24 protein-coding genes are annotated in these 18,799 nt (G+C 69.0%); 6 read left to right on the top strand and 18 right to left on the bottom strand.

Annotation, left to right across the window (positions count from 1 at the left end; genetic code table 11):
- Window positions 1–124: 124 nt before the first annotated feature.
- The 4 genes from ACT009_RS11970 to ACT009_RS11955 all read right to left on the bottom strand — a co-directional run bounded on the left by ACT009_RS11970 (window position 125) and on the right by ACT009_RS11955 (window position 3,464).
- On the bottom strand, window positions 125–1,228 hold the full coding sequence (locus ACT009_RS11970) for a hypothetical protein (protein ID WP_445191304.1): 1,104 nt from the start codon (window positions 1,226–1,228) through the stop codon (window positions 125–127).
- A gap of 38 nt (window positions 1,229–1,266) precedes the next feature.
- Entirely contained in the window at window positions 1,267–1,740 is a 474-nt protein-coding gene (locus tag ACT009_RS11965) for a hypothetical protein (RefSeq protein WP_445191303.1), read from the bottom strand.
- 11 nt (window positions 1,741–1,751) lie between these two features.
- Window positions 1,752–2,687, bottom strand: a complete 936-nt coding sequence (locus tag ACT009_RS11960; RefSeq protein WP_445191302.1) for a hypothetical protein — start codon at window positions 2,685–2,687, stop codon at window positions 1,752–1,754.
- Window positions 2,688–3,005: 318 nt separating this feature from the next.
- Window positions 3,006–3,464 carry a hypothetical protein gene (locus ACT009_RS11955; RefSeq protein ID WP_445191301.1) on the bottom strand — a complete coding sequence of 153 codons (459 nt, stop codon included), beginning with the start codon at window positions 3,462–3,464 and terminating at the stop codon, window positions 3,006–3,008.
- A gap of 267 nt (window positions 3,465–3,731) precedes the next feature.
- Between ACT009_RS11955 and ACT009_RS11950 the strand changes: the two genes are divergently transcribed.
- The 5 genes from ACT009_RS11950 to ACT009_RS11930 all read left to right on the top strand — a co-directional run bounded on the left by ACT009_RS11950 (window position 3,732) and on the right by ACT009_RS11930 (window position 9,228).
- On the top strand, window positions 3,732–4,802 hold the full coding sequence (locus ACT009_RS11950; RefSeq protein WP_445191300.1) for a type III polyketide synthase: 1,071 nt from the start codon (window positions 3,732–3,734) through the stop codon (window positions 4,800–4,802).
- Window positions 4,799–5,488 carry a methyltransferase domain-containing protein gene (locus tag ACT009_RS11945; protein WP_445191299.1) on the top strand — a complete coding sequence of 230 codons (690 nt, stop codon included), beginning with the start codon at window positions 4,799–4,801 and terminating at the stop codon, window positions 5,486–5,488. The genes ACT009_RS11950 and ACT009_RS11945 overlap by 4 nt, the downstream gene beginning before the upstream one ends.
- Window positions 5,467–6,549, top strand: coding sequence for an NAD(P)/FAD-dependent oxidoreductase (locus tag ACT009_RS11940; protein ID WP_445191298.1), 1,083 nt, complete (start codon window positions 5,467–5,469; stop codon window positions 6,547–6,549). The genes ACT009_RS11945 and ACT009_RS11940 overlap by 22 nt, the downstream gene beginning before the upstream one ends.
- A 47-nt stretch (window positions 6,550–6,596) precedes the next feature.
- Window positions 6,597–6,998 carry a peptide-methionine (R)-S-oxide reductase MsrB gene (msrB, locus tag ACT009_RS11935; RefSeq protein ID WP_445191297.1) on the top strand — a complete coding sequence of 134 codons (402 nt, stop codon included), beginning with the start codon at window positions 6,597–6,599 and terminating at the stop codon, window positions 6,996–6,998.
- A gap of 64 nt (window positions 6,999–7,062) precedes the next feature.
- Window positions 7,063–9,228, top strand: coding sequence for a PBP1A family penicillin-binding protein (locus tag ACT009_RS11930; RefSeq protein ID WP_445191296.1), 2,166 nt, complete (start codon window positions 7,063–7,065; stop codon window positions 9,226–9,228).
- Here ACT009_RS11930 and ACT009_RS11925 read toward each other — a convergent pair.
- The 3 genes from ACT009_RS11925 to ACT009_RS11915 are packed head-to-tail and all read right to left on the bottom strand — an operon-like array spanning window position 9,204 to window position 10,902.
- On the bottom strand, window positions 9,204–9,857 hold the full coding sequence (locus ACT009_RS11925) for a M48 family metallopeptidase (protein WP_445191295.1): 654 nt from the start codon (window positions 9,855–9,857) through the stop codon (window positions 9,204–9,206). The two genes, ACT009_RS11930 and ACT009_RS11925, sit on opposite strands and share 25 nt — an antisense overlap.
- A 29-nt stretch (window positions 9,858–9,886) precedes the next feature.
- Complete coding sequence (locus ACT009_RS11920; RefSeq protein ID WP_445191294.1) at window positions 9,887–10,324, bottom strand: YcgN family cysteine cluster protein; 438 nt, start codon at window positions 10,322–10,324, stop codon at window positions 9,887–9,889.
- Window positions 10,312–10,902: an SCO family protein gene (locus ACT009_RS11915; RefSeq protein WP_445191293.1), complete on the bottom strand. Its 591-nt coding sequence runs from the start codon at window positions 10,900–10,902 to the stop codon at window positions 10,312–10,314. The genes ACT009_RS11920 and ACT009_RS11915 overlap by 13 nt, the downstream gene beginning before the upstream one ends.
- Window positions 10,903–10,969: 67 nt before the next feature.
- On the opposite strand from ACT009_RS11915, the gene ACT009_RS11910 reads away from it, so the two are divergent.
- The gene (locus ACT009_RS11910) at window positions 10,970–11,569 is read left to right on the top strand and encodes an ankyrin repeat domain-containing protein (RefSeq protein ID WP_445191292.1); all 600 of its coding nucleotides are present in this window, start codon (window positions 10,970–10,972) and stop codon (window positions 11,567–11,569) included.
- Here the strand turns inward: ACT009_RS11910 and ACT009_RS11905 are convergent.
- From ACT009_RS11905 to ACT009_RS11855, 11 genes are all read right to left on the bottom strand, one after another.
- Complete coding sequence (locus tag ACT009_RS11905; protein ID WP_445191291.1) at window positions 11,566–12,066, bottom strand: MmcB family DNA repair protein; 501 nt, start codon at window positions 12,064–12,066, stop codon at window positions 11,566–11,568. The two genes, ACT009_RS11910 and ACT009_RS11905, sit on opposite strands and share 4 nt — an antisense overlap.
- Before the next feature lie 63 nt (window positions 12,067–12,129).
- Entirely contained in the window at window positions 12,130–12,762 is a 633-nt protein-coding gene (locus tag ACT009_RS11900; protein ID WP_445191290.1) for a cell wall hydrolase, read from the bottom strand.
- A gap of 152 nt (window positions 12,763–12,914) precedes the next feature.
- Complete coding sequence (locus ACT009_RS11895; RefSeq protein ID WP_445191289.1) at window positions 12,915–13,241, bottom strand: DUF1491 family protein; 327 nt, start codon at window positions 13,239–13,241, stop codon at window positions 12,915–12,917.
- Window positions 13,238–13,693 carry a PaaI family thioesterase gene (locus ACT009_RS11890; RefSeq protein ID WP_445191288.1) on the bottom strand — a complete coding sequence of 152 codons (456 nt, stop codon included), beginning with the start codon at window positions 13,691–13,693 and terminating at the stop codon, window positions 13,238–13,240. Before ACT009_RS11890 ends, ACT009_RS11895 begins: the two co-directional genes overlap by 4 nt.
- Entirely contained in the window at window positions 13,683–14,150 is a 468-nt protein-coding gene (locus tag ACT009_RS11885) for a PTS sugar transporter subunit IIA (RefSeq protein WP_445191287.1), read from the bottom strand. Before ACT009_RS11885 ends, ACT009_RS11890 begins: the two co-directional genes overlap by 11 nt.
- Before the next feature lie 65 nt (window positions 14,151–14,215).
- Window positions 14,216–14,815: a ribosome hibernation-promoting factor, HPF/YfiA family gene (hpf, locus tag ACT009_RS11880; protein WP_445191286.1), complete on the bottom strand. Its 600-nt coding sequence runs from the start codon at window positions 14,813–14,815 to the stop codon at window positions 14,216–14,218.
- A gap of 76 nt (window positions 14,816–14,891) precedes the next feature.
- Window positions 14,892–15,584: a DNA polymerase III subunit epsilon gene (dnaQ, locus tag ACT009_RS11875; RefSeq protein ID WP_445191285.1), complete on the bottom strand. Its 693-nt coding sequence runs from the start codon at window positions 15,582–15,584 to the stop codon at window positions 14,892–14,894.
- 7 nt (window positions 15,585–15,591) lie between these two features.
- On the bottom strand, window positions 15,592–16,194 hold the full coding sequence (gene coaE / locus ACT009_RS11870; protein WP_445191284.1) for a dephospho-CoA kinase: 603 nt from the start codon (window positions 16,192–16,194) through the stop codon (window positions 15,592–15,594).
- On the bottom strand, window positions 16,191–17,003 hold the full coding sequence (locus tag ACT009_RS11865) for a shikimate dehydrogenase family protein (RefSeq protein WP_445191283.1): 813 nt from the start codon (window positions 17,001–17,003) through the stop codon (window positions 16,191–16,193). Before ACT009_RS11865 ends, coaE begins: the two co-directional genes overlap by 4 nt.
- Window positions 17,004–17,050: 47 nt before the next feature.
- A complete protein-coding gene (locus tag ACT009_RS11860) occupies window positions 17,051–17,641 on the bottom strand; it encodes a Maf family protein (RefSeq protein ID WP_445191282.1) in 591 nt (196 codons plus the stop codon).
- Between the two features lie 136 nt (window positions 17,642–17,777).
- Window positions 17,778–18,602, bottom strand: a complete 825-nt coding sequence (locus ACT009_RS11855; RefSeq protein ID WP_445191281.1) for a pyruvate, water dikinase regulatory protein — start codon at window positions 18,600–18,602, stop codon at window positions 17,778–17,780.
- Between the last annotated feature and the right edge of the window lie 197 nt (window positions 18,603–18,799).

The raw sequence follows: 18,799 nt of genomic DNA, 5'->3' as shown, positions 1-18,799 counted from the left end.
GATCAAAGGCCCGATCAGGACCGCACCGAGGTGCTTCAAGATACGTGACGCACGCATGTCGACGGCACGCCGGACGGCGATCAGCCGCGCCGGCGCTGGGTCTCTCCCTTCGGGCTCGATGGATTTAGTTGATCGTGACGTTGAAGCTCGCGGCCGCGGCGGTGTTGCCGGGGACGGTCGGGATCCGCGCGATGACGGTCTTGCTGCCGGCGTTGAACGAGCCCGTATAGACCCCGGTCGACGAGCCATCGTCGGCGATGTTGGTGCCGAGCAGCACGCAGGCGAGCCCGGTGCCGGCCAGGCCGATGTTGATCGAGCCGGCGACGTAGGTGGTGCCTGCCGGGATCACGTCGGTCAGCACGACGTCGGTCGCTGCGGTCAGCGGGGTCGCGTTGCGCACGGTGAGGCAATAGCGGACGACGGCGCCGGGAATCGCCTTCGGATCGAGCGTGTTGACGCCGTCGGAGACGACCGTGGCGCTCTTCACGACGCTGAGCGCGACGTTGCGGTTGGTGATCTCGTAGGCGCCGTACGCCCAAGCCTTGCCGTTGCGCGCGATGTCGAAGCCGATGCCGTCATTGTCGGAATCGGCGAAGACGATGTCGACGTCGGTGTCCGAATTGGGGTTCGACAACAGCGTCGGGATCAGCGCCGCGCCCTGCGCGCCGGCCACGCCGCCCGCGGCGACGGTCACCTCGAGCCCGAGCTGCGCCAGATTTGCGCTCGCGTTCGTGGTGACGTCGCCGACGATGAACACGGTGGCGCTGGCGTCCGCGGCGAGCTCGTCGACATAGGTCGCGGTGTCGGTGCCGGCTTCGTAGGTGCCGTTGCCGTTGGCATCGACATAGACATGGACGTTCGACGCATCGAAATTGTCGGTGCCGCTGAGGATGCCCGCGAGCAGCGACTGGTTCGGGTTGAGCAGGAAATCCTGCGTCCCGTTGGTGTTGTTGGTCACCTTGAACGACAGCACCGCGGCGGACTGGCCGAGATTGACCGAGGTGTTGGCGGCGGCGTTGTTGATCACCGTCAGGTTGACCTTGCGATCGACCAGGAAGGTCGCGGTGTTCGAGGTCGCGGTCTGCGGCGTGCCGTTGACCGAATAGCTCGCCTGCGCGGTGTTGGTGATGGTGGTGCCCGCCGGGGTCGACTGGGCGTTGGCGGTGCCCCCCGCGGCGACGGCGGCGACGCCGGCCAGGAGGATGTGGCGGGTGCGGACTTCGGACATGGAACGAACCTCTCGCTGGGTCTTGAAGGGGAAACGGATCACTTGAGCACCGCCTGGAACGACAGGTCGCCGTGCGCGCCGGGCGCGATCGGCCTGGCGAGCCGCCAGCGGACCGCAACGACGTCGGCGGCGGTGGCGGCGCGGGTAACGCCGGTCGGCAGCGCGACGACCAGGGTCGGCAGCGCGCCCCAATTGCGGCCGTCGACGGTCATTTCAGGGATCGGGCCGCCGGGCGCGGGGCCGCGGAAGACGATGCCCTTCGGCACCGGATTGGCGAGCACCAGGTCCGCGATCGGTGCGGTGCCGGTGTTGCGATAGGCGAGCGCGATCGTCACCCGGTCGCCGGGAACGACCTTGGCGGGGGCAACCAGTTCGACCGAGGCGGTGCCGTCGGCGGCGATCACGCGGCGCTCGACCAGCATGCGGCTGGTGACCGACAGCGGATCGGCGAGCGCGGGCGTCGCACCGGCGAGCGCGAGCAGGGCGAACAGGGCGGTGCGGAGAATGGCCATCGGCGACTTCCTCATTGGATCTTTACCTGGAACGTGACGGTGCGGCGCGCCGCGGCGGGAACATCGCCGAGCGCGACGTCGATCGCGCCGGCATCGAAGCCGCCGGCATCGGCATCGGCGGTATCGGAGAGCGTGGCACCGTCGAGGCGGAGGCTGCCCGCGACATAGGTGGTGCCGGCGGGCACGCCGTCGTGGATGCGCGCACCGGTGATCGCGCCGGTGAAGGTCGCGGCCAGGGTGTAGGTGACGATCGAGCCGCGTACCGCCGCGGTCGAGCCGTCGGGCGCGCGGACGCTCTGGGTCTTTTCGAAGCGGGGGGCTGCGGTGGGCGTGCCGGCGACGGGGATCGAAAGACGCGCGGTGGCGCCGGTGCTGCCGACGATCGCGTCGCCGCCGCCGTCGCCGCGGCCCGGATAGACGGTGCCCGCGGCGCCCGACCCGGTCGCGGCGGTGGCGGTGACCATCAACGCGGTATCGACCGCAGCGGTGCCGGCGGAATCGAGTACCACCAGCAGCGCGAGCGTCGCGCCGGGCGCGACCGGCGGGGTCAGGCGATCGTCGCCGAGTACGGAATCGCGCTGCGGATCGAACCGGCCGTCGCCATCGACGTCGATCGCGATCAGGCGGACACGGACCGAGGTATCGGCCGGCGACGCGACGACGACGAAGGCTTCGCTGCCGTTGCCGCGATTGGTGAGGGTGACCGCCGCGACACTGCCCGCATCGGCGGCGACCGCGCCGGTCGCGCCGTTGCTGCGGACCAGCGCGACGTCCAGGATCTCGCCGACGGTGAGCGTGGCGGGATTGGAGGCGATCGTCTGTTCGCCGCCATTGGCGCCGGGGACCTGGAGGTTGGCGACGTTGGTGATGACGGTGCCGGCGGCGACCTGCGCCTGCGCGGTGCCGATGGCGGAAAACAGCGCGGCGCACGACAGGACGAGGCGCATGGCACCCCTGCCCTTCTTGCTGCCGTCGCTATTCCCGAAACCCGTCACTGTTCATTCCCCGATCATGAGATCAGGGGAAAAATCGCTGTTTCTACTTAAGCAAAAGCTACGCAGCCGGATTCGGTTCTTTCCGCGATCGCGACGGGATTAGAACCATTCTCGGCTGATCTGCGGATGCGGATCAGCCCTCGGCCAAGGTGCCGTTTGCGGCAGGATCAACTCGATTCGGGTGGGATCCAATGCGCCGAAATCGCGGATGGAATTACCGCCGTTCTGGGTCGAGTGGCGTTTTCGCGGTCGACCGGCAGTGCGAATCGGTCAGTCGTTGACCCGGTCGAGATAGCCGATCACCGCGCGATTGCCGCTGTCGCTGAGCGAGATCTCGACTCGGCGGCGGTCCATCGGATCGACGATGCGGTCGATCAGCTTGAGCTTGTGAAGGTGATCGATCCAGCGCTGCGAGGTGGTGACCGGCGCGCTAGTGGTGGCGACCAGCGTCTTCACGTTCATCGTCTGGCGCTCTTCGCTGGCGACATAGAGCGCCAGCAGCATGTCCCACGCTGGTTCGTGGAACAATTCCGCGGGGAAGTGATCGAGCCGTGCGGCGCGCTGGGCAAGCAGACGGCGCGCGACCTCGGTCGGGCTGCGCCGACGCTGTCCTTCGGGCGCGGTGGCGCCGGCCGTATAGCGGTCGGCACGTTCACCGAACTCCGCTGCGATGGTCGATAGCCGGGTGGTAAGGTCCTTGACCAACCCGACGATGGATTCGTCTGCCAAACTTGTCGCCCCCGAACCGTGTAGCCCGAATGGCGTGGCACCGGCGCCGCGCCAATACAAGTAAAGATTGGTAGTCTATCGTTCGCAAGCATAGCAATCAGTAGCGATTGCGGTGATCGGCAAACGGTTGGCGATGGTCGCGAAAGCAGCCGAACCGCCACTCTCTAGTTGCCGGGCAAGAAGCGGTGACGCTTGCGGTACGCAGGCGGACGGCGCACCCAAAGCATAGGGTCGCGCGTTGCTGCGGTCTGCGCCGAAAGGATCCGGGTGCCCGCTTACCGTCCCACCTATCTCAATGCCGTCGCCACCGCGGTTCCCGACCACGACATCCACGACGCCTTCATCGGCTGGGCGCAGGCGCGCGTCGAGCCGGCGGCGCAGGCGGTGTTCGCGCGGATGGCGAAGCGTGCGGGCATCGGGCATCGCTGGTCGGTGCTGCCGATGACCGCGGCGGGGGGATCGCCGGTCGCGCCCGACGGGTTCTACGGCGATGGTTTCCCGGGCACCGCGGCGCGGATGACGATCTATGCCGAAGCAGCGCCGGCGCTGGCGATCGCCGCGATCGATCGGCTGGCGGCGAAAACCGATCTCGGCGCGATCACGCATCTGGTGGTGGCGAGCTGCACCGGATTCGTCGCGCCGGGGATCGACCAGATCGTCGCCGCGCGGATGGGGCTGTCGCCCGCGGTCGAGCGGCTGCTGGTCGGGTTCATGGGCTGCTACGCCGCGGTGGCGGCGCTGCGGAGCGCGCGGCACATCGTGCGATCGGACCCGGCGGCGCGCGTGCTGGTGGTGACGGTGGAGCTGTCGACGCTGCACCTGCGCGACGAGACCGCGCTCGAACCGCTGCTGGCGATGCTCCAGTTCGGCGACGGCGCCGCGGCGGCGCTGGTCACCGCCGAGCCGGGCGGGGTCGAGATCGGGCAGCCGTTCGCCGCGGCACTGCCCGACAGCGCCGACCTGATCCGCTGGACCATCACCGACCAGGGCTTCGCGATGCATTTGTCGGGCGCGGTGCCGGGGCGGATCGCGGCCGCGCTCGCGGATCCAGCCTTCGTCGCGACGCTGACCGGGGGCCGGGCCGCGGCCGAGCTCGACTGGGCGGTGCATGCGGGAGGGCGATCGATCCTCGACGCGGTGGCAACGGCGCTTGCCCTGCCCTACGACGCACTCGCCGCGTCGCGTGCGGTGCTGGCGGACAACGGCAACATGTCGTCGTCGACGCTGATGTTCGTGCTGGAGCGCGAGATCGCGCGGGGCTCGGGGCGCAGCGGGGTCGCGCTGGCGTTCGGGCCGGGACTGGCGGCGGAAGGCTTCGCGTTCGGACCGCCATCATGACGCTGGCGGTGCGCGCGCAGGAAGAGGAATGGATGGACGCCGACGATCTGTCGGCGGAAACCTATGCCGCGGTGGTCGGCGATTTGGCGCGCGTCAACGTTATGACAATGGCAGCGCGGCCGACGCTCGCCTTTCTCGACCGGGTGGCCGAGCGTGGCGCGCCATTGCGGTTGCTCGACGTCGGGTTCGGCGACGGCGACATGCTAAGGCGGATCGCACGCTGGGCGGCGACCAAAGGGGTCGATGCCGAGCTGGTCGGGGTCGATCTGAACCCGCGCAGTGAGCTCGCGGCGCGGGCGCATACCCCGGTGGGGATGCCGATCCGCTACGTCACCGGCGACTACGAAGATCTGGCGGGGGAACCCTGGTCGGTCGTCGTCAGCAGCCTGGTCGCGCATCACATGACCCACGACCAGCTGGTCGCGTTCCTGCGCTTCATGGAGGCGACCGCGACGCGGGGCTGGTTCGTCAACGACCTGCATCGCCATGCCGTCGCGCATCGTGGCTTCCCGCTGCTGGCACGGCTAGCGGGGTGGCACGAGATGGTCTGCCACGACGGCACGCTGTCGATCGCACGCAGCTATCGCCCCGACGAATGGCTGCCGATCCTGCGCGAGGCGGGGGTCGAGAAGGCCCGCGTGTTCCGCGCCTTTCCGTTCCGGCTATGCGTCGAACGCCGGCGCTGATCGTCGGCGGCGGGCTGGCGGGGGCGGCGGCCGCGATCGGCCTCGCCCGCGCCGGGCTGCCGCATCTGCTCGTGGAACGGCAGACGACCACCGGCGACGCGCTGTGCGGCGGGTTCCTGAGCTGGCGGACGCTGGAGGCGCTGGCGACGCTCGGGATCGAGGCCGATGCCGTCAATCGGGTGCCGGTCACGTCGGTCCGGCTGTTCGCGCGCGGGCGCAGTGCCGAGTCCGCGCTGCCGAAGCCGGCGCGATCGGTGTCGCGGCGCAAGCTCGACGCGATGTTGCTGGCGCAGGCCGAGCGGGTCGGCGCCGTCGTCGAGCGCGGCGTTACCATTCGCGGCATCGAGGGGCTCGTCGCGCGCACCGCCGACGGCGCCGAGATCGACGCGGCGGCGCTGTTCCTGGCAAGCGGCAAACGCGACGTCCGCGGGCTGGCGCGGCCGGCGGACGCGCGCGGGGTCGATCCGACGCTGGGACTGCGGATGCGGCTGGCCCCCTCCCCCGCGCTCGACCGCGCGCTCACCGGGCAGATCGAGCTGCACCTGTTCGACGGCGGCTATGCCGGGCTGGCGTTGCAGGAGGACGGATCGGCCAATCTATGTCTCGCGGTGCACGAATCGCGATTCAAGGCGAGCGACGGGCCCGCGGCGCTGCTCGCGCAACTGGGCGCGGCGAATCCTGCGCTCGGGGAGCGGATGGCACGAAGCGATGGTGCGCCGGTCGAGGCGATCGCCAACGTCCCTTACGGCTGGCGCGCGCGGCATGGCGTGCGCGACCTGTTCCGGCTCGGCGATCAGGCGGGGGTGATCCCGTCGCTGGCGGGCGAAGGCATGGGCATCGCGCTGGCGAGCGGGATCGCCGCGGCCGAGGCGTATCGCCGCGGTGGGGCGGCGGCGGCGGCCGGGTGGCAGGACGGGTTCGCGGCGCGGCTGCGGCAGCCGATGGCGGTGGCGGGCGCGATGCGACAGATCGTCGAATCGCGAGGCGCACCGGCGGCGCTGCTTTTCGCACGGCCCTGGTTGATCCAGGTGATCGCGCGGGCGACCCGGATCGGCGCATGATTGCGTACGACCTTGACGAGCCCCCTTCCCCACCCGAAATCTAGGCCATGGACCAGATCAACCTTTCCGAATCCGAATGGCGCAAGAAGCTCACCCCCGAGCAGTACCATGTGCTGCGCGAGGCGGGCACCGAACGCGCGTTCGCAGGCGCGCTGAACGACAACAAGGTCGACGGGGTGTATCGCTGTGCCGCCTGCGGCAACGAGCTGTTCGATTCGGCCGACAAGTTCGAATCGGGATCGGGATGGCCGAGCTTCACCCAGCCAATCGAGGAAGGGCGCGTGTCCGACCATAGCGACGACAGCCACGGCATGCGCCGGACCGAGACGCGGTGTGCCCGGTGCGACAGCCATCTCGGCCATGTCTTCCCCGACGGGCCGCCGCCGACCGGGCTGCGTTACTGCATGAATTCGATCGCGCTCGATTTCCGCGCGCGCAAGGGCGGTTGATCCGCTTGTAAGGCCCCGATCGGCTTGTAGGCCGGCGGGTTAGCGCGTAATCGCGGTCGCGCAGATGGCTCGCGCGCGCTCACCCAAAGGATCCCCAGCCCGCCGCACGCCGCCGCGATCGCCGTGGCGGCGGCGGCTGATCATAGTCGTGCAGGTGATGATCGGGCTCGGCATCCTTGCGCTCGGCGCGCTGGCGATCGCGGTCTATGTCGCGCGGTCGCAGCTGCCGAGTTTCGAAGAGCTGAAATCCTCGCCCAACGGACAGATGATCCGCGTCCATGCCGCCGACGGCACGGTGATCGTGTCGCTCGGGCCGAGTTACGGCGAATGGCTGCCGATCTCGCGCATCCCGACGGTGATGCGCGACGCGACCGTCTCGGTCGAGGATCGCCGCTTCCGCAGCCATATCGGCATCGATCCGGTCGGGCTGGCCCGATCGGTGAAGGTGCGCTTCGACCGCGGGCGCTGGATCCAGGGCGGATCGACGATCACCCAGCAGCTGGCGCGTACGATCTTCCTCAACAACCAGAAGAAGTTCGGCCGCAAGTTCCGCGAAGGCATCCTGGCGCTCGCGATCGAGCGAAAATTCTCGAAGGACGAGATCCTCGAGCTGTACCTCAACAAGGTCTATTATGGCGGCGGCGCCTACGGGATCGACGCGGCGTCGCGTAAATTCTTCGGACACGGCGCCGACCAGCTGAGTCTCGCCGAAGCGGCGGTGATCGCGGGGCTGGTGAAGGCGCCGTCCAATTATTCGCCGACTGCCGACGCCGCCGCCGCGGTCGGCCGCGCGGGCGTGGTGCTGGAGACGATGCGGGAAACCGGCGCGATCACCGCGGCGCAGGCACGCGAGGCCGATCCCGAAGCATTGAAGCTGGCGCCCGAACCGCGCCAGAACAGCGTGCGCTACTTCACCGACTGGGCGCTGCCGCAGCTCGACATGCTGATCGACGAGACCCAGGCACCGTTGGAGGTGTGGACGACGCTCGACCTCAACATGCAGCGCCAGGCCGACGCCGCGATCCGCGCCAATGCGCCCCCGGGCGCCCAGGGGGCGCTGGTCAGCCTCGACCGCGACGGTGCGGTGCGCGCGATGGTCGGCGGCAAGGATTATGTCGCGTCGATCTACAATCGCGCGACCCAGGCGCAGCGCCAGCCGGGATCGTCGTTCAAGCTGTTCGTGTACCTCGCCGCGCTGGAGGCCGGCCACAAGCCGGAGGATTCGATCGTCGACGAACCGGTGACGATCGACGGCTGGAGCCCGCGCAACGATTCGCGACGCAATTCCGGCGCGGTCAGCCTGCGGACCGCCTTCGCCTATTCGCTCAACACCGTGGCGGCGAAGCTAGGCCAGGAGGTCGGCTTCGGCACCGTCGCCGACATGGCACGGCGGTTCGGGATCACCACGCCGATCAACACCCATCCGTCGATGGTGCTCGGCACCTCCGACGTCCGGCTGATCGACATGACCCGCGCGTTCGCGAGCGTCGCCGCCAAGGGCGTCGCGGTGGCGCCGTACGGGATCCTGCGCGTGACCTCGAACGGGCAAACCATCTATTCGCACGAGGTCGACCGCAGCCATGTGCTGGTCGCGCCCTATGTCGCCGCGGAGATGACCGACCTGCTGCAGACCGCGGTCAACACCGGCACCGGGCGCGCGGCGCAGATCGGCCGGCCGGTCGCGGGCAAGACCGGCACGACGAGTTCGTCCAAGGACGGCTGGTTCCTCGGCTTTTCGAGCGGGCTGACCACCGGGGTGTGGATGGGGCGCGACGATGCCAAGCCGATCGCGGGGCTGCACGGCGGCACCGCGCCCGCCAAGGCGTTCGCCGATTTCATGAAGCCCGCCACCGCGACCCGCCCGATCGAGCAGTTCGAAACCCAGGTGACGCTGCCCGACTGGCAGCTCGAACCCGATGAAGAGAGCTATTTCGGCAGTCCCGACAACGGCATGATGGTCGATCCCGACGGCAACCCGATCGCGACCGAAACGGAGCGGCCGGGATCAGCGGACGACCAGCCCGAACCCGCCCAACCCGCCGCCGAGCCCGGCGCGGGCGACGACGAGCGCGAACCGCAGGCGCTGAACCAGGACTGGATCGATCGGGTGACGGGGCGCCCGGCGCGGCGCGAGACGCCGGCCAATCGCCAGCCCACGCGTGAACCCCGCGACCCGCGCGATCTACCGCGGGTGCAGCCGGTGCCTCAGGAAGAACGCCCCAACCAGTGAAGCGCGGTGCCGTTGGTGCGGAGCCAATGGCGCGCCGGCGTGGGATCGGTGCCGAGCAGGTCGGCGACCAGTGCGTGGAAGGCGGCGCCATGGTTCATGTGGACGCGGTGCGCGACTTCGTGCGCGACGGTGGCACGGCGGACCCAGCCCGGCGCGAGGATCAGCCGCCAGCTGTAGCGGATCACCCCGCTCGACGCGCAGCTGCCCCAGCGGCTGCGCGGATCGCCGACCGCGACCTTGGCGACCGCGACATCCGCGAGGATGGCAAATTCCTGCGTCTCGGCCGCGAGGCGGTCCAACGCTTCGCGCCTGAGCCATGCCTCGACGCGGCGCGGCAGCGTCTCGATCGGGCCCGACAGGCGCAGGGCGTCGCTGTCGCGGACGACGCGGCGCGAACTGCCGGCGCGCCATTCGATCGTCAGCGGATCGTCCGCGACGGTCATCGTCAGGCCCGGCGCGAACGGTTGCGCGCGGGGCAACGATTCGCGTTGCGCGGCGAGCCAGCCCGTCTTCCCTTCCGCCCAGGCGAGCGCGGCCTTCAGCGCGGCGCGACGCGGCAGGATCAGCTTCGCGCGACCGCTGGCGGGATCGAGCGAGAGGCGGATGTGCCGCGCGGTCGGATGCCGCACGATATCGAAATCCGCCGGGCTCCCGCCCGTCAAAGGACCCGGTCGACCATGTGATCCTCGAGATCGCCGACCTCGTCCTCACTGACCGTCCAGCCGCGCACCGATTCGCCAGCGCGATGAACCGCCTCGCGATCGCCGCTGACCAGGTAATGCCAGTCGGGGAGCGGATCGCCCGCCGCGCGCAGCCGGTACGCGCAGGTCGACGGCAGCCAATCGATCCCGCGGACGTTGCCGGTCGTCAGGCGGACGCATTCGGGGACATAGGCGCGGCGATGGCGATAGTCGGAACATTGCCCCGATCGGCGATCGAGCAGGCGGCAGGCGACGTTGGTGGCGACGAGCTCACCGGTATCCTCGTCCTCCAGCTTGTGGACGCAGCATTTGCCGCAGCCGTCGCACAATGCCTCCCACTGCCCGCGGTCGAGCCGTTCGATCGGCAATTCCCAGAATTTGATCACTTCGCCCAACGTTCGATCTCGGCGACCACGGCTTGCGGCCCCTGTTCCTGCGGCAACAACGCGAGTGGCTTGCCGGCGGGATCCATCAGATAGGTCTGGCGGCTGTGGTTTACGAGGTAGCCGCCGCCGGGCGACGGATCGCCGCGGCCATAGAAGATCGCATAGCCCTTGGCCGCCTGCGCGATCGCATCGGCGCTGCCGGTCAGGCCGATCATCCGGGGGTGGAAGGCGGAGACGAACTGCTTCAGCACCGCCGGCGTATCGCGCGCCGGATCGACGGTGACGAAGACCGGCACCAGCCGTGCGGCGAGCGCGGGATCGTTCTTGTCGATCAGCTTCACCGCATTGCCGATCACCGCGACGTCGGTCGGGCAGACATCGGGGCAGAAGGTGTAGCCGAAATACATGATCCGGTATTTGCCGGCCAAGCTGTCGTTGGTGGTCGGCCGGCCGTTCTGGTCGATCAGCGAGAACGGCCCGCCGATCCGCGCACCCGCCAGCGGCGGCGTTTCCTGCCTGGCGGGGGCGGCTGGCTGGCACGCGGCGAGGGCGAGCGCGAGCCATGGTGCGACGCGGAAAATGTTCATGACCGGGGCAGCATTGATCTGATAATGCGCGTCACGCAAGGTTCGGGCTTACAAGGAAAACTACGCCATGCTCCGCAACTCCCTCATGCTCGGGTTCGCTGTCGTCGGCCTGGCGGTACCCGCCGCCGCGCAGCAGCAGTCGGAAGGCTATAAGTTCCTCCAGGCGATCCGCGACGCCAAGGGCAACGACGTGCTCGAGATCCTCAACAAGCCGGGCAGCACGATCGTCAACACCCGCGACCGCACCAATGGCGAGGGCGCGCTGCACATCGTCGCGGCGCGCGGCGACGAGGTCTATACCCGCTTCCTGCTGCAGAAGGGCGCCGATGCGAACATGCGCGACGGGCGCGGCAACACGCCGATGCTGATCGCGGTGAACAAGGGCTTCAACGGGCTGATCCCGGTGCTGATCGAGGCGAAGGCCAACCCCAACATCGCCAATGCCGCGGGCGAGACCCCGCTGATCCGCGCGGTGCAGAACCGCGACCTGGCGACGATTCGCATCCTGCTGGCGGACGGCGCCGATCCCGACCAGGCGGACATCATCGCCGGCATGTCGGCGCGCGACTATGCGGCGCGCGATTCACGTAATCCGGCAGTTGCGAAGATCATGGCGGAAACGCCGCGCAAGGCCGCGAAGGCAGCGGTGGCGGGGCCGAAGCTCTAGGCGTTCGCCAGCGTCAGCGCTTCCGGATCGACCAGCCCCGCCACCCGGCGCGCGGCCCGGCGGGCGAAGCCGAGGGTACAGCGTTTACGGACGTGAGCGGGGAGCGCGACGGTGTGCGCCTCACGAATGATCTCCGCGTCGTAGCGATCCGCGACGATCACTCCGGTACGCGCCGGTAGGAAGGCGGGAGTATCGAGCGGCGAGGTGTCGAAGCCCGCAGGCAGCGCCCAGTAGAAGCGGTCGCAGCAGGCGAGATAATCCGGCCATTTGCCATCGCCCATCAGATCCGCGCGCGAGACCTTGATCTCGACGATCACGATCTGGCCGCGAACGTCGAGCGCCATGAGATCGGCGCGGCGACCGCCGTCGAGCGGGACTTCGGCGATCGCGGTGAGATCGTGACGGAGCAGCATCCGCACCACGCCGCGCGCCACGTCGGCGGCGCAGAGCGCGGGATTCCGGTCATCGACGCACGAGGCGGGTGCGGTGTCGAGCATCGCTCCCGCATAAGAACATTGCACGAACGACGCAAGCCCGTGCCGGGCACCGCGTTCAGCCGTTCAGCGATAGAAGACGTGGTTGCCGATCATCGCGACGCGCGTCAGGCGGGCGGCGGGAAGACGGTTGGGGGTGTTGAAGTAGAGCGCGCGGGGGGCGGGGCTGTCCCAGTCGGCGGCGAGCGCGACCTTGGCGACCGCGACCGCGGTGCGCCACGTGGCGCGACCCTCGTCGATCGAAGGGATCGATCCGCCGCGAACGAAGCCGAACTGTCCACGCTGGGTGACGACCGAGCATATGTCGGTCGGGAAGCGGCCGGACTTGCTGCGGTTGATGATGACGTTGGCGACCGCGAGCTGGCCCGACAGCGGCTCGCCCTTCGATTCGAAATAGATCGCGCCGGCGAGGCAGCGGACCGCATCGTCGGCATCAGCCGAGCGGTGGTGATCGACGGCGTCGGCAAGGCTGGCGAAGGCGGGCTCTTCGACGACGGGCGCGGTCGCCTCGGCCTGGACGGGAGCGGGAGCTTCCTGGGGAACAACGGCGGGGGTCAGGACGTTCATGGAGTCGAGACCGGGAGCTGGGATCGCAGTGCGATCGAGCTCGGTAGCTTTGCCGGGTGCGCTGGTGCCAATCAGCGCGGCAATCGAAAAGGTCATCGCCGCAATGGTTGCGGCGCGGTTCAGAAAAGTCATTCAATCGAGTCGTCATGCGGTTGGACCACGGACCCGATCGCCAAGCGATCGTCCGGGCATCCCCCCGACTGCGTCACCGATACGGACCGCACCCGCATTCGGCACAACGCCATTTCACATGCCGATCGCCTTTGGGGCCGATCGCTTCGCCGTCAATCGACCAACATCGTTTCAGCGGCGAATCGTTCTGCATCCGGGGTGTTCAGTTCGATCACCCATAAATCCGGGTCGCGATCGCGGCGGCGGCGCCAATAGCCGGCGACGTCGTCCGCCGGAGTCGATTCGATCAGCGCGACCCGGCCATCGGGGCCGATACCGCGTTCGACGAGGCGTTCCCGACCTTTGCGATCGGCGAGCAGGAGCAGCACCGACCCAGCCTGCGCATCGCCCTTTGCGAGTACCGCCGCGAACCCGCCCGAGTCGTTCACCCGACGCAGCAGCGCGCCCACCAGCAGCCCGGTCGGCAGCCTGGCGCTCACCGGCTGCGATAGCCGGGGAGTTCGCCGAGCGGGATCTGCGAGCGCATGAAGGTGCCGGTGCCGCGCGCCGCCTCCTCGCCATCGGCGTCGATCAGCCGAGCATCGGCGACGAACACGCGGCGCCGCCCGCTCGCCCAGCGACCTTCGGCTACCACGGGGCCGGCTTTCAACGGCTTGGTGAAGAGCAGGTTGAACGCCGTGGTGAGCAGGAAGCGATCGGTGACCAGGCTATTGGCCGCGTAGAAGGCGGCGTCGTCCAGCATCTTGAAATAGCTGGTGCCGTGGACCGCGCCCGCGGCGTGGAAATGGCGTTCGTCGAGATCGAAGCTGATCCGGGCGATGCCGGGTTCGGGGATCTCGAGACGCGATGCGAACAGCCGGTTGATCGGGGCTGCAGCGTAGAGCGATTCGAGCGCACGGAAATGGGCGGCGGCGCCTGCGTCAGGCGGCATCGCGCACCGCGTCTTCGGTGAATAGCGCGTAGATCGCGTCGGGCGACCCTGCCCCGCGCAGCTTGGCGAGGAACAGGCGATCGCGCAGCCGCCGCGAGACGCGGGCGAGCGCCTTCAGGTGATCCGCGCCCGCATCGAGCGGCGAGAGCATCAGGAAGACGAGATCGACCGGCATGTCGTCGACCGCGGCGAATTCGATTGGATGAGCCAGGCGTACGACCATCCCGGTGACCGACGAGATGCCCGCCAGCTTGGCATGCGGAATCGCGACGCCGCCGCCGAATCCGGTCGATCCGAGCTTCTCGCGCGCCGTCAGCTTGTCCGCGACCTCGCGCGCGTCGACCCCGAACAGCGTCGCGGCGACGGTCGCCAGATGCTGGAACAGGAGCTTCTTGGTGGCGGCGGGGACGTCCTTCAGGACGGCATCGTGACGCAGCAGGTCGCTGAGATCGGTCATTCTACTCTCGTTGGGGCAGGGGCCCGGCCGCGCCGTAGCGGACCGGGCTTGCGTTCGCTAGCTGCCTAGGCGCGCGCCGCCTCGGCGGGGCGCTGGGGTTCGACCCAGCCGATGGTGCCGTCGCCGCGGCGATAGACCATGTTGTACGCGCCGGTGCCGGAATTGCGGAACAGCAATGCCGCGGTGTTGCGCAGATCGAGCATCATCACCGCGTCGGACACCGAGGCATCGGGGACGTCGACGCGAGTCTCCGCGACGATCAGCGGTGCGTCACCAGCCTCTTCCTCATGCGCGCTGTCCTGAAACAGGGTGTAGCCGGCATTGTCGTAGGCGCCGCTTTCGGCGATCTCGATCGCCTGATCGGCATGGCGATCCTTCAGGCGGCGCATGTAGCGGCGGAGCTGGGTTTCGATCTTGGTGGCGGCGCCATCGAAGGCGGGATGCGCGTCGTAGGCGTCGCCGCGGCCCTTCAGGACCAGTCCCTTCATGACGTGCGCGACGATGTCGCAGGTGAAGCCGGCGTCGTGCGGGCCCTTGCCGAAGGTGACTTCCGCCGAGATCGCGCGCGCGAAATACTTGTCGGCGATACCCTGAAGCCGGTCGCTCACATGATCCTTGAGCGCGTCGCCCGTGTCGACTTGGTGACCAGAGATCCGGATATCCATTCTATTCTCCTTGGATCGGACGGTCCTGTTGGCTCCGTCCGCGAAGCGCCACCCGGGCGCCACGGCCCCCCTTCGATCAAGCTCCCCGATCCAGGTCCCAGATCGGGTGATCGATCTTGGACATGAACGCGGCATGCGCGGCCAATTCTCCCTCGCTCGGCGGGAAAACACGCGGCGGACGCACCACCACCGGCGCGCGGGTCGCGGCCATCGCGGGCATCGCCGCGGCGACGTCGCTGACCAGGCCGAGCCCGATCTGGCGGCCACCGGTCAGTTCGACATAGACCTGCGCGAGCAGTTGCGCGTCGAGCAGCGCACCGTGGAGCACGCGGTGGCTGCGATCGATGCCGAAGCGCGAACAGAGCGCGTCGAGCGAATGCTTGGCACCGGGATGACGGCTTCGCGCGATCTGCAGGGTGTCGACCATCCGCGACAGGTGGACGATCGGGCGCCCGCAGCGGCCGAGCTCGCCATTGAGGAAGGAGAAGTCGAAGCTCGCATTGTGCGCGATCAGCGGCGCGTCGCCGATGAAATCGATCAGATCCTCGACCGCATCGTGGAAGCAGGGCTTGTCGGCGAGGAACGCCGCGGACAAGCCGTGGACCGCGAACGCCTCCGCCGGCATGTCGCGCTGCGGGTGGTAATAGGCGTGGAAATGACGCCCGGTCTCGCACCGGTTGAGCATCTCGACACAGCCGATCTCCACCATCCGGTCCCCGCCTGCGAAGCTCAGGCCGGTGGTTTCGGTGTCGAAGACGATTTCGCGCATCCGGGGGTTATCCGCCTTTGCCGGGCGCGAGGCAAGCGACCAGGCGACGGACCGCCGCACGGGTTTCGACGAGCGGCACGTCGGTGGCGACGACGTGATCGGCGCGCGCGCGCTTTTCCGCATCGGGCAGCTGGCGGGCGAGGATCGCGGCGAACCTCGCCTCGTCCATGCCCGGGCGAGCGAGGACGCGGGCGCGCTGGACCTCGGGCGCGGCGGACACCACGACGACAGTGTCGACCAGCCGGTCACCACCGGTTTCGAACAGCAGCGGGATATCGAAGACCACGACCGGCGCATCGGCATGATCCGCCAGGAAGCGCGCGCGATCGGCGCCAACCGCGGGGTGGACGATCGCCTCGAGGCGCTTCATCGCGGCGTCGTCGCCGAGCACTGCGCGGCCGAGCGACGCGCGGTCGACACCACCAGCGCCGGTGGTGCCCGGGAACGCCGCCTCGATCGGCTCGACCAGGTGGCCACCGGGCCCCTGGAGGCGGTGGACCGCGGCATCGGCGTCGAACACCGGCACGCCTTCGTCCGCGAACATCGCCGCGACGGTCGACTTGCCCATCCCGATCGATCCGGTCAGCCCGACGACGAGCGGCCGGGTCATGCCAGCAGCAGCGCGCGCAGCTCGTCGTCGCGGTCGCGCGGCGGGGCGGCGCCGAAGAAGATCTCGAACGCGACCGCGGCCTGCCCGACCAGCATCTCCAGCCCGTCGATCGTGTCGAGTTCGCGCGCGCGTGCCGCGGCGAGCAGCGGGGTTTCGAGCGGCGCGTAGACGATGTCGTAGACCACCGCGTCGTCGGGCAACGCGCCGAGATCGAGGTCGAGCGGCGGCTGCCCGATCATGCCGAGGCTCGACGCGTTGACCAGCAGCGCCGATGGCGGCGCGGCGGGGCCGATCGGCAGCGCGCGGCCCTTCAGCCCGAACGCCGCGAGCAAGGCGGCGCCCTTCAGCGGATTGCGCGCGAGGATCGTCACCGGGCCGACCTCCATCCGCGTCAACGCGAACAGGATCGCGCGCGCGGCGCCGCCCGCCCCGACGACGGTGACCGGCTTGCCGGCGAGATCGAGGCCGTCGAGCGGCACATAGAAGCCCGCGGCATCGGTGTTGGTGCCGACCAGCGTGCCGTCCTCCGCCCGGAACACGGTGTTGATCGCGCCGATCGACGTGCGGACATCGCCGCGATCGTCGATATGGTCGAGCGCAGCGATCTTGTGCGGCACGGTGACGTTGCAGCCCCGCCATTCGGGATCGGCGGCGCGATCGGCGAAGAAGCCGGCGAGCCCCGCCGGCTCGACACGGGTCTTGCGATAGTCGCCCGCGATGCCGAGCGCGTCGAGCCAGAAGCGATGGATCAGGGGCGATTTCGACTGGGCGATCGGATCGCCGATCACCTCGGCATAGGGATTGTTCATGGGATGATCCGGTGAGAAGTCACGAAAGTCGCACGATCACGCGCGCGTCAGGTCGGCAGCACGCCGCGGACGCGGAGGAAGTCGAGCACCGGGAGCAGCGGCAGGCCGAGGATGGTGAAGTGGCTGCCGCCGATCCGGGAGAAGAGTTGCACACCGGGGCCCTCGATCCTGTAGCAGCCGACGCAGCCCGCGATGGCGGGCCATTCGCGGTCCAGATATGCCTGAATGAAGCTGTCCGACAGCGGGCGAACCTCCATCGTTGCGGCCTCGACATGGCGCCAGACCGGGCGGCCGTCCTCGGCGATCACCGCGGCGCTCCATAGCTGGTGGCGCGCACCGGACATCCGCGCGAGGTGATCGGCGGCCTCGTCGCGGCTGGTCGGCTTGTCGAGCAGGGTGCCGTCGGCGAGCGCCACCACGCTGTCGCTGCCGAGCACCAACGCCTCGGGACGGCGCTGCGCGACCTTCAACGCCTTCAGTTCGGCGAGCGCGTCGGCGAGGTCGCGCGGCTTGAGGTGCGCGAGCGCGGCCTTGACGGCATCCTCGTCGACGCCCGCGGCAACCGCCTCGAACGGCACCCCGGCGGCCGCGAGCATCGCGCGGCGGGAGGCGCTTTGCGAGGCGAGGACGAGGGTCATGGGACCATCCTTCCTCTCGTCATCCCGGCGAACGCCGGGACCCATGGGTTCACGCGGCTGGCGGTGCGCACAACCTCGGTTACATCCTGTCCATGGGTCCCGGCGTTCGCCGGGATGACGGAGGAGAGTGGGTCGCTCACGTCGCCACGCCGCCGCCCCTGCGATCGTTGCAGAGCGCAATGATCGCGGCGGCGGTTTCTTCGATCGAGCGGCGAGTGACGTCGATCACCGGCCAGCCATTGTCCGCGAACATCCGCCTGGCGAAGGCGAGCTCGCGGGTGACGGCTTCCTCCTCGACATAGCTGGTGTCGGGATGCTGGTTGAGCGACAGCAGGCGGTTGCGGCGCACCTGGATCAGGCGATCGGCGCTGGTGGTTAAGCCGACGATCAACGGGTTCTGCAGCGAATAGAGGATCTTGGGCGGCGGACTTTCGACCACGATCGGGATGTTGGCGGTTTTGTAGCCGCGGTTCGCCAGGTAGATCGAGGTCGGCGTCTTGGACGAACGCGAGACCCCGGCGAGGACGATGTCGGCTTCCTCCCATTCCTCCCAGGCGATGCCGTCATCGTGCGCGATGGTGAACTGGATCGCGTCGACCCGCGCGAAATACGCGGCGTCGAGGACGTGCTGGCGACCGGGCCGCGCCTTCGCCTGCTGGCCGAGCAGCCCCGACAGCGCGTCGTTGACCGGATCGAGCGGCGCGACCGCCGGGAGGCCGAGCGCCAGGCAGCGTTGTTCGAGGATGCGGCGGGTGGCGGCGTTGACCAGCGTGAACACCACCAGCCCGGGATTCTGCGCGATCTCCTGGAGAATGCGTTCGAGATGCGCCTCGGTCCGCACCATCGGCCAGAAATGACGGACGGTCTCGACATCGTCATATTGCGCGAGTGCGGCCTTGGCGATGTTCTCCAGCGTCTCGCCGGTCGAATCCGACAGCAGGTGGAGATGGAGCCGGATCATGCCTGAGGGGTCGCCGTGCCGGTCCGGGATGGATCTGTGGACAACATACGCGCAACCGCTAGCGCAACTCGCCAGCCCCGCCAAGCGAGCCCGGCGCGGTGGACAAGTCCCCACCTATCCACAATGCCGCCCACAGCCGCAGGTTTCGTCAACAGATCGTGGATCCTGGGGATAAGTCGCGCGAATCCGGGGCGATC

The organism is Sphingomonas sp. Tas61C01 (assembly GCF_052567495.1).
The sequence above is the reverse complement of the archived record's forward strand: the minus strand, read 5'-3'. Positions and strand labels throughout refer to the sequence as shown.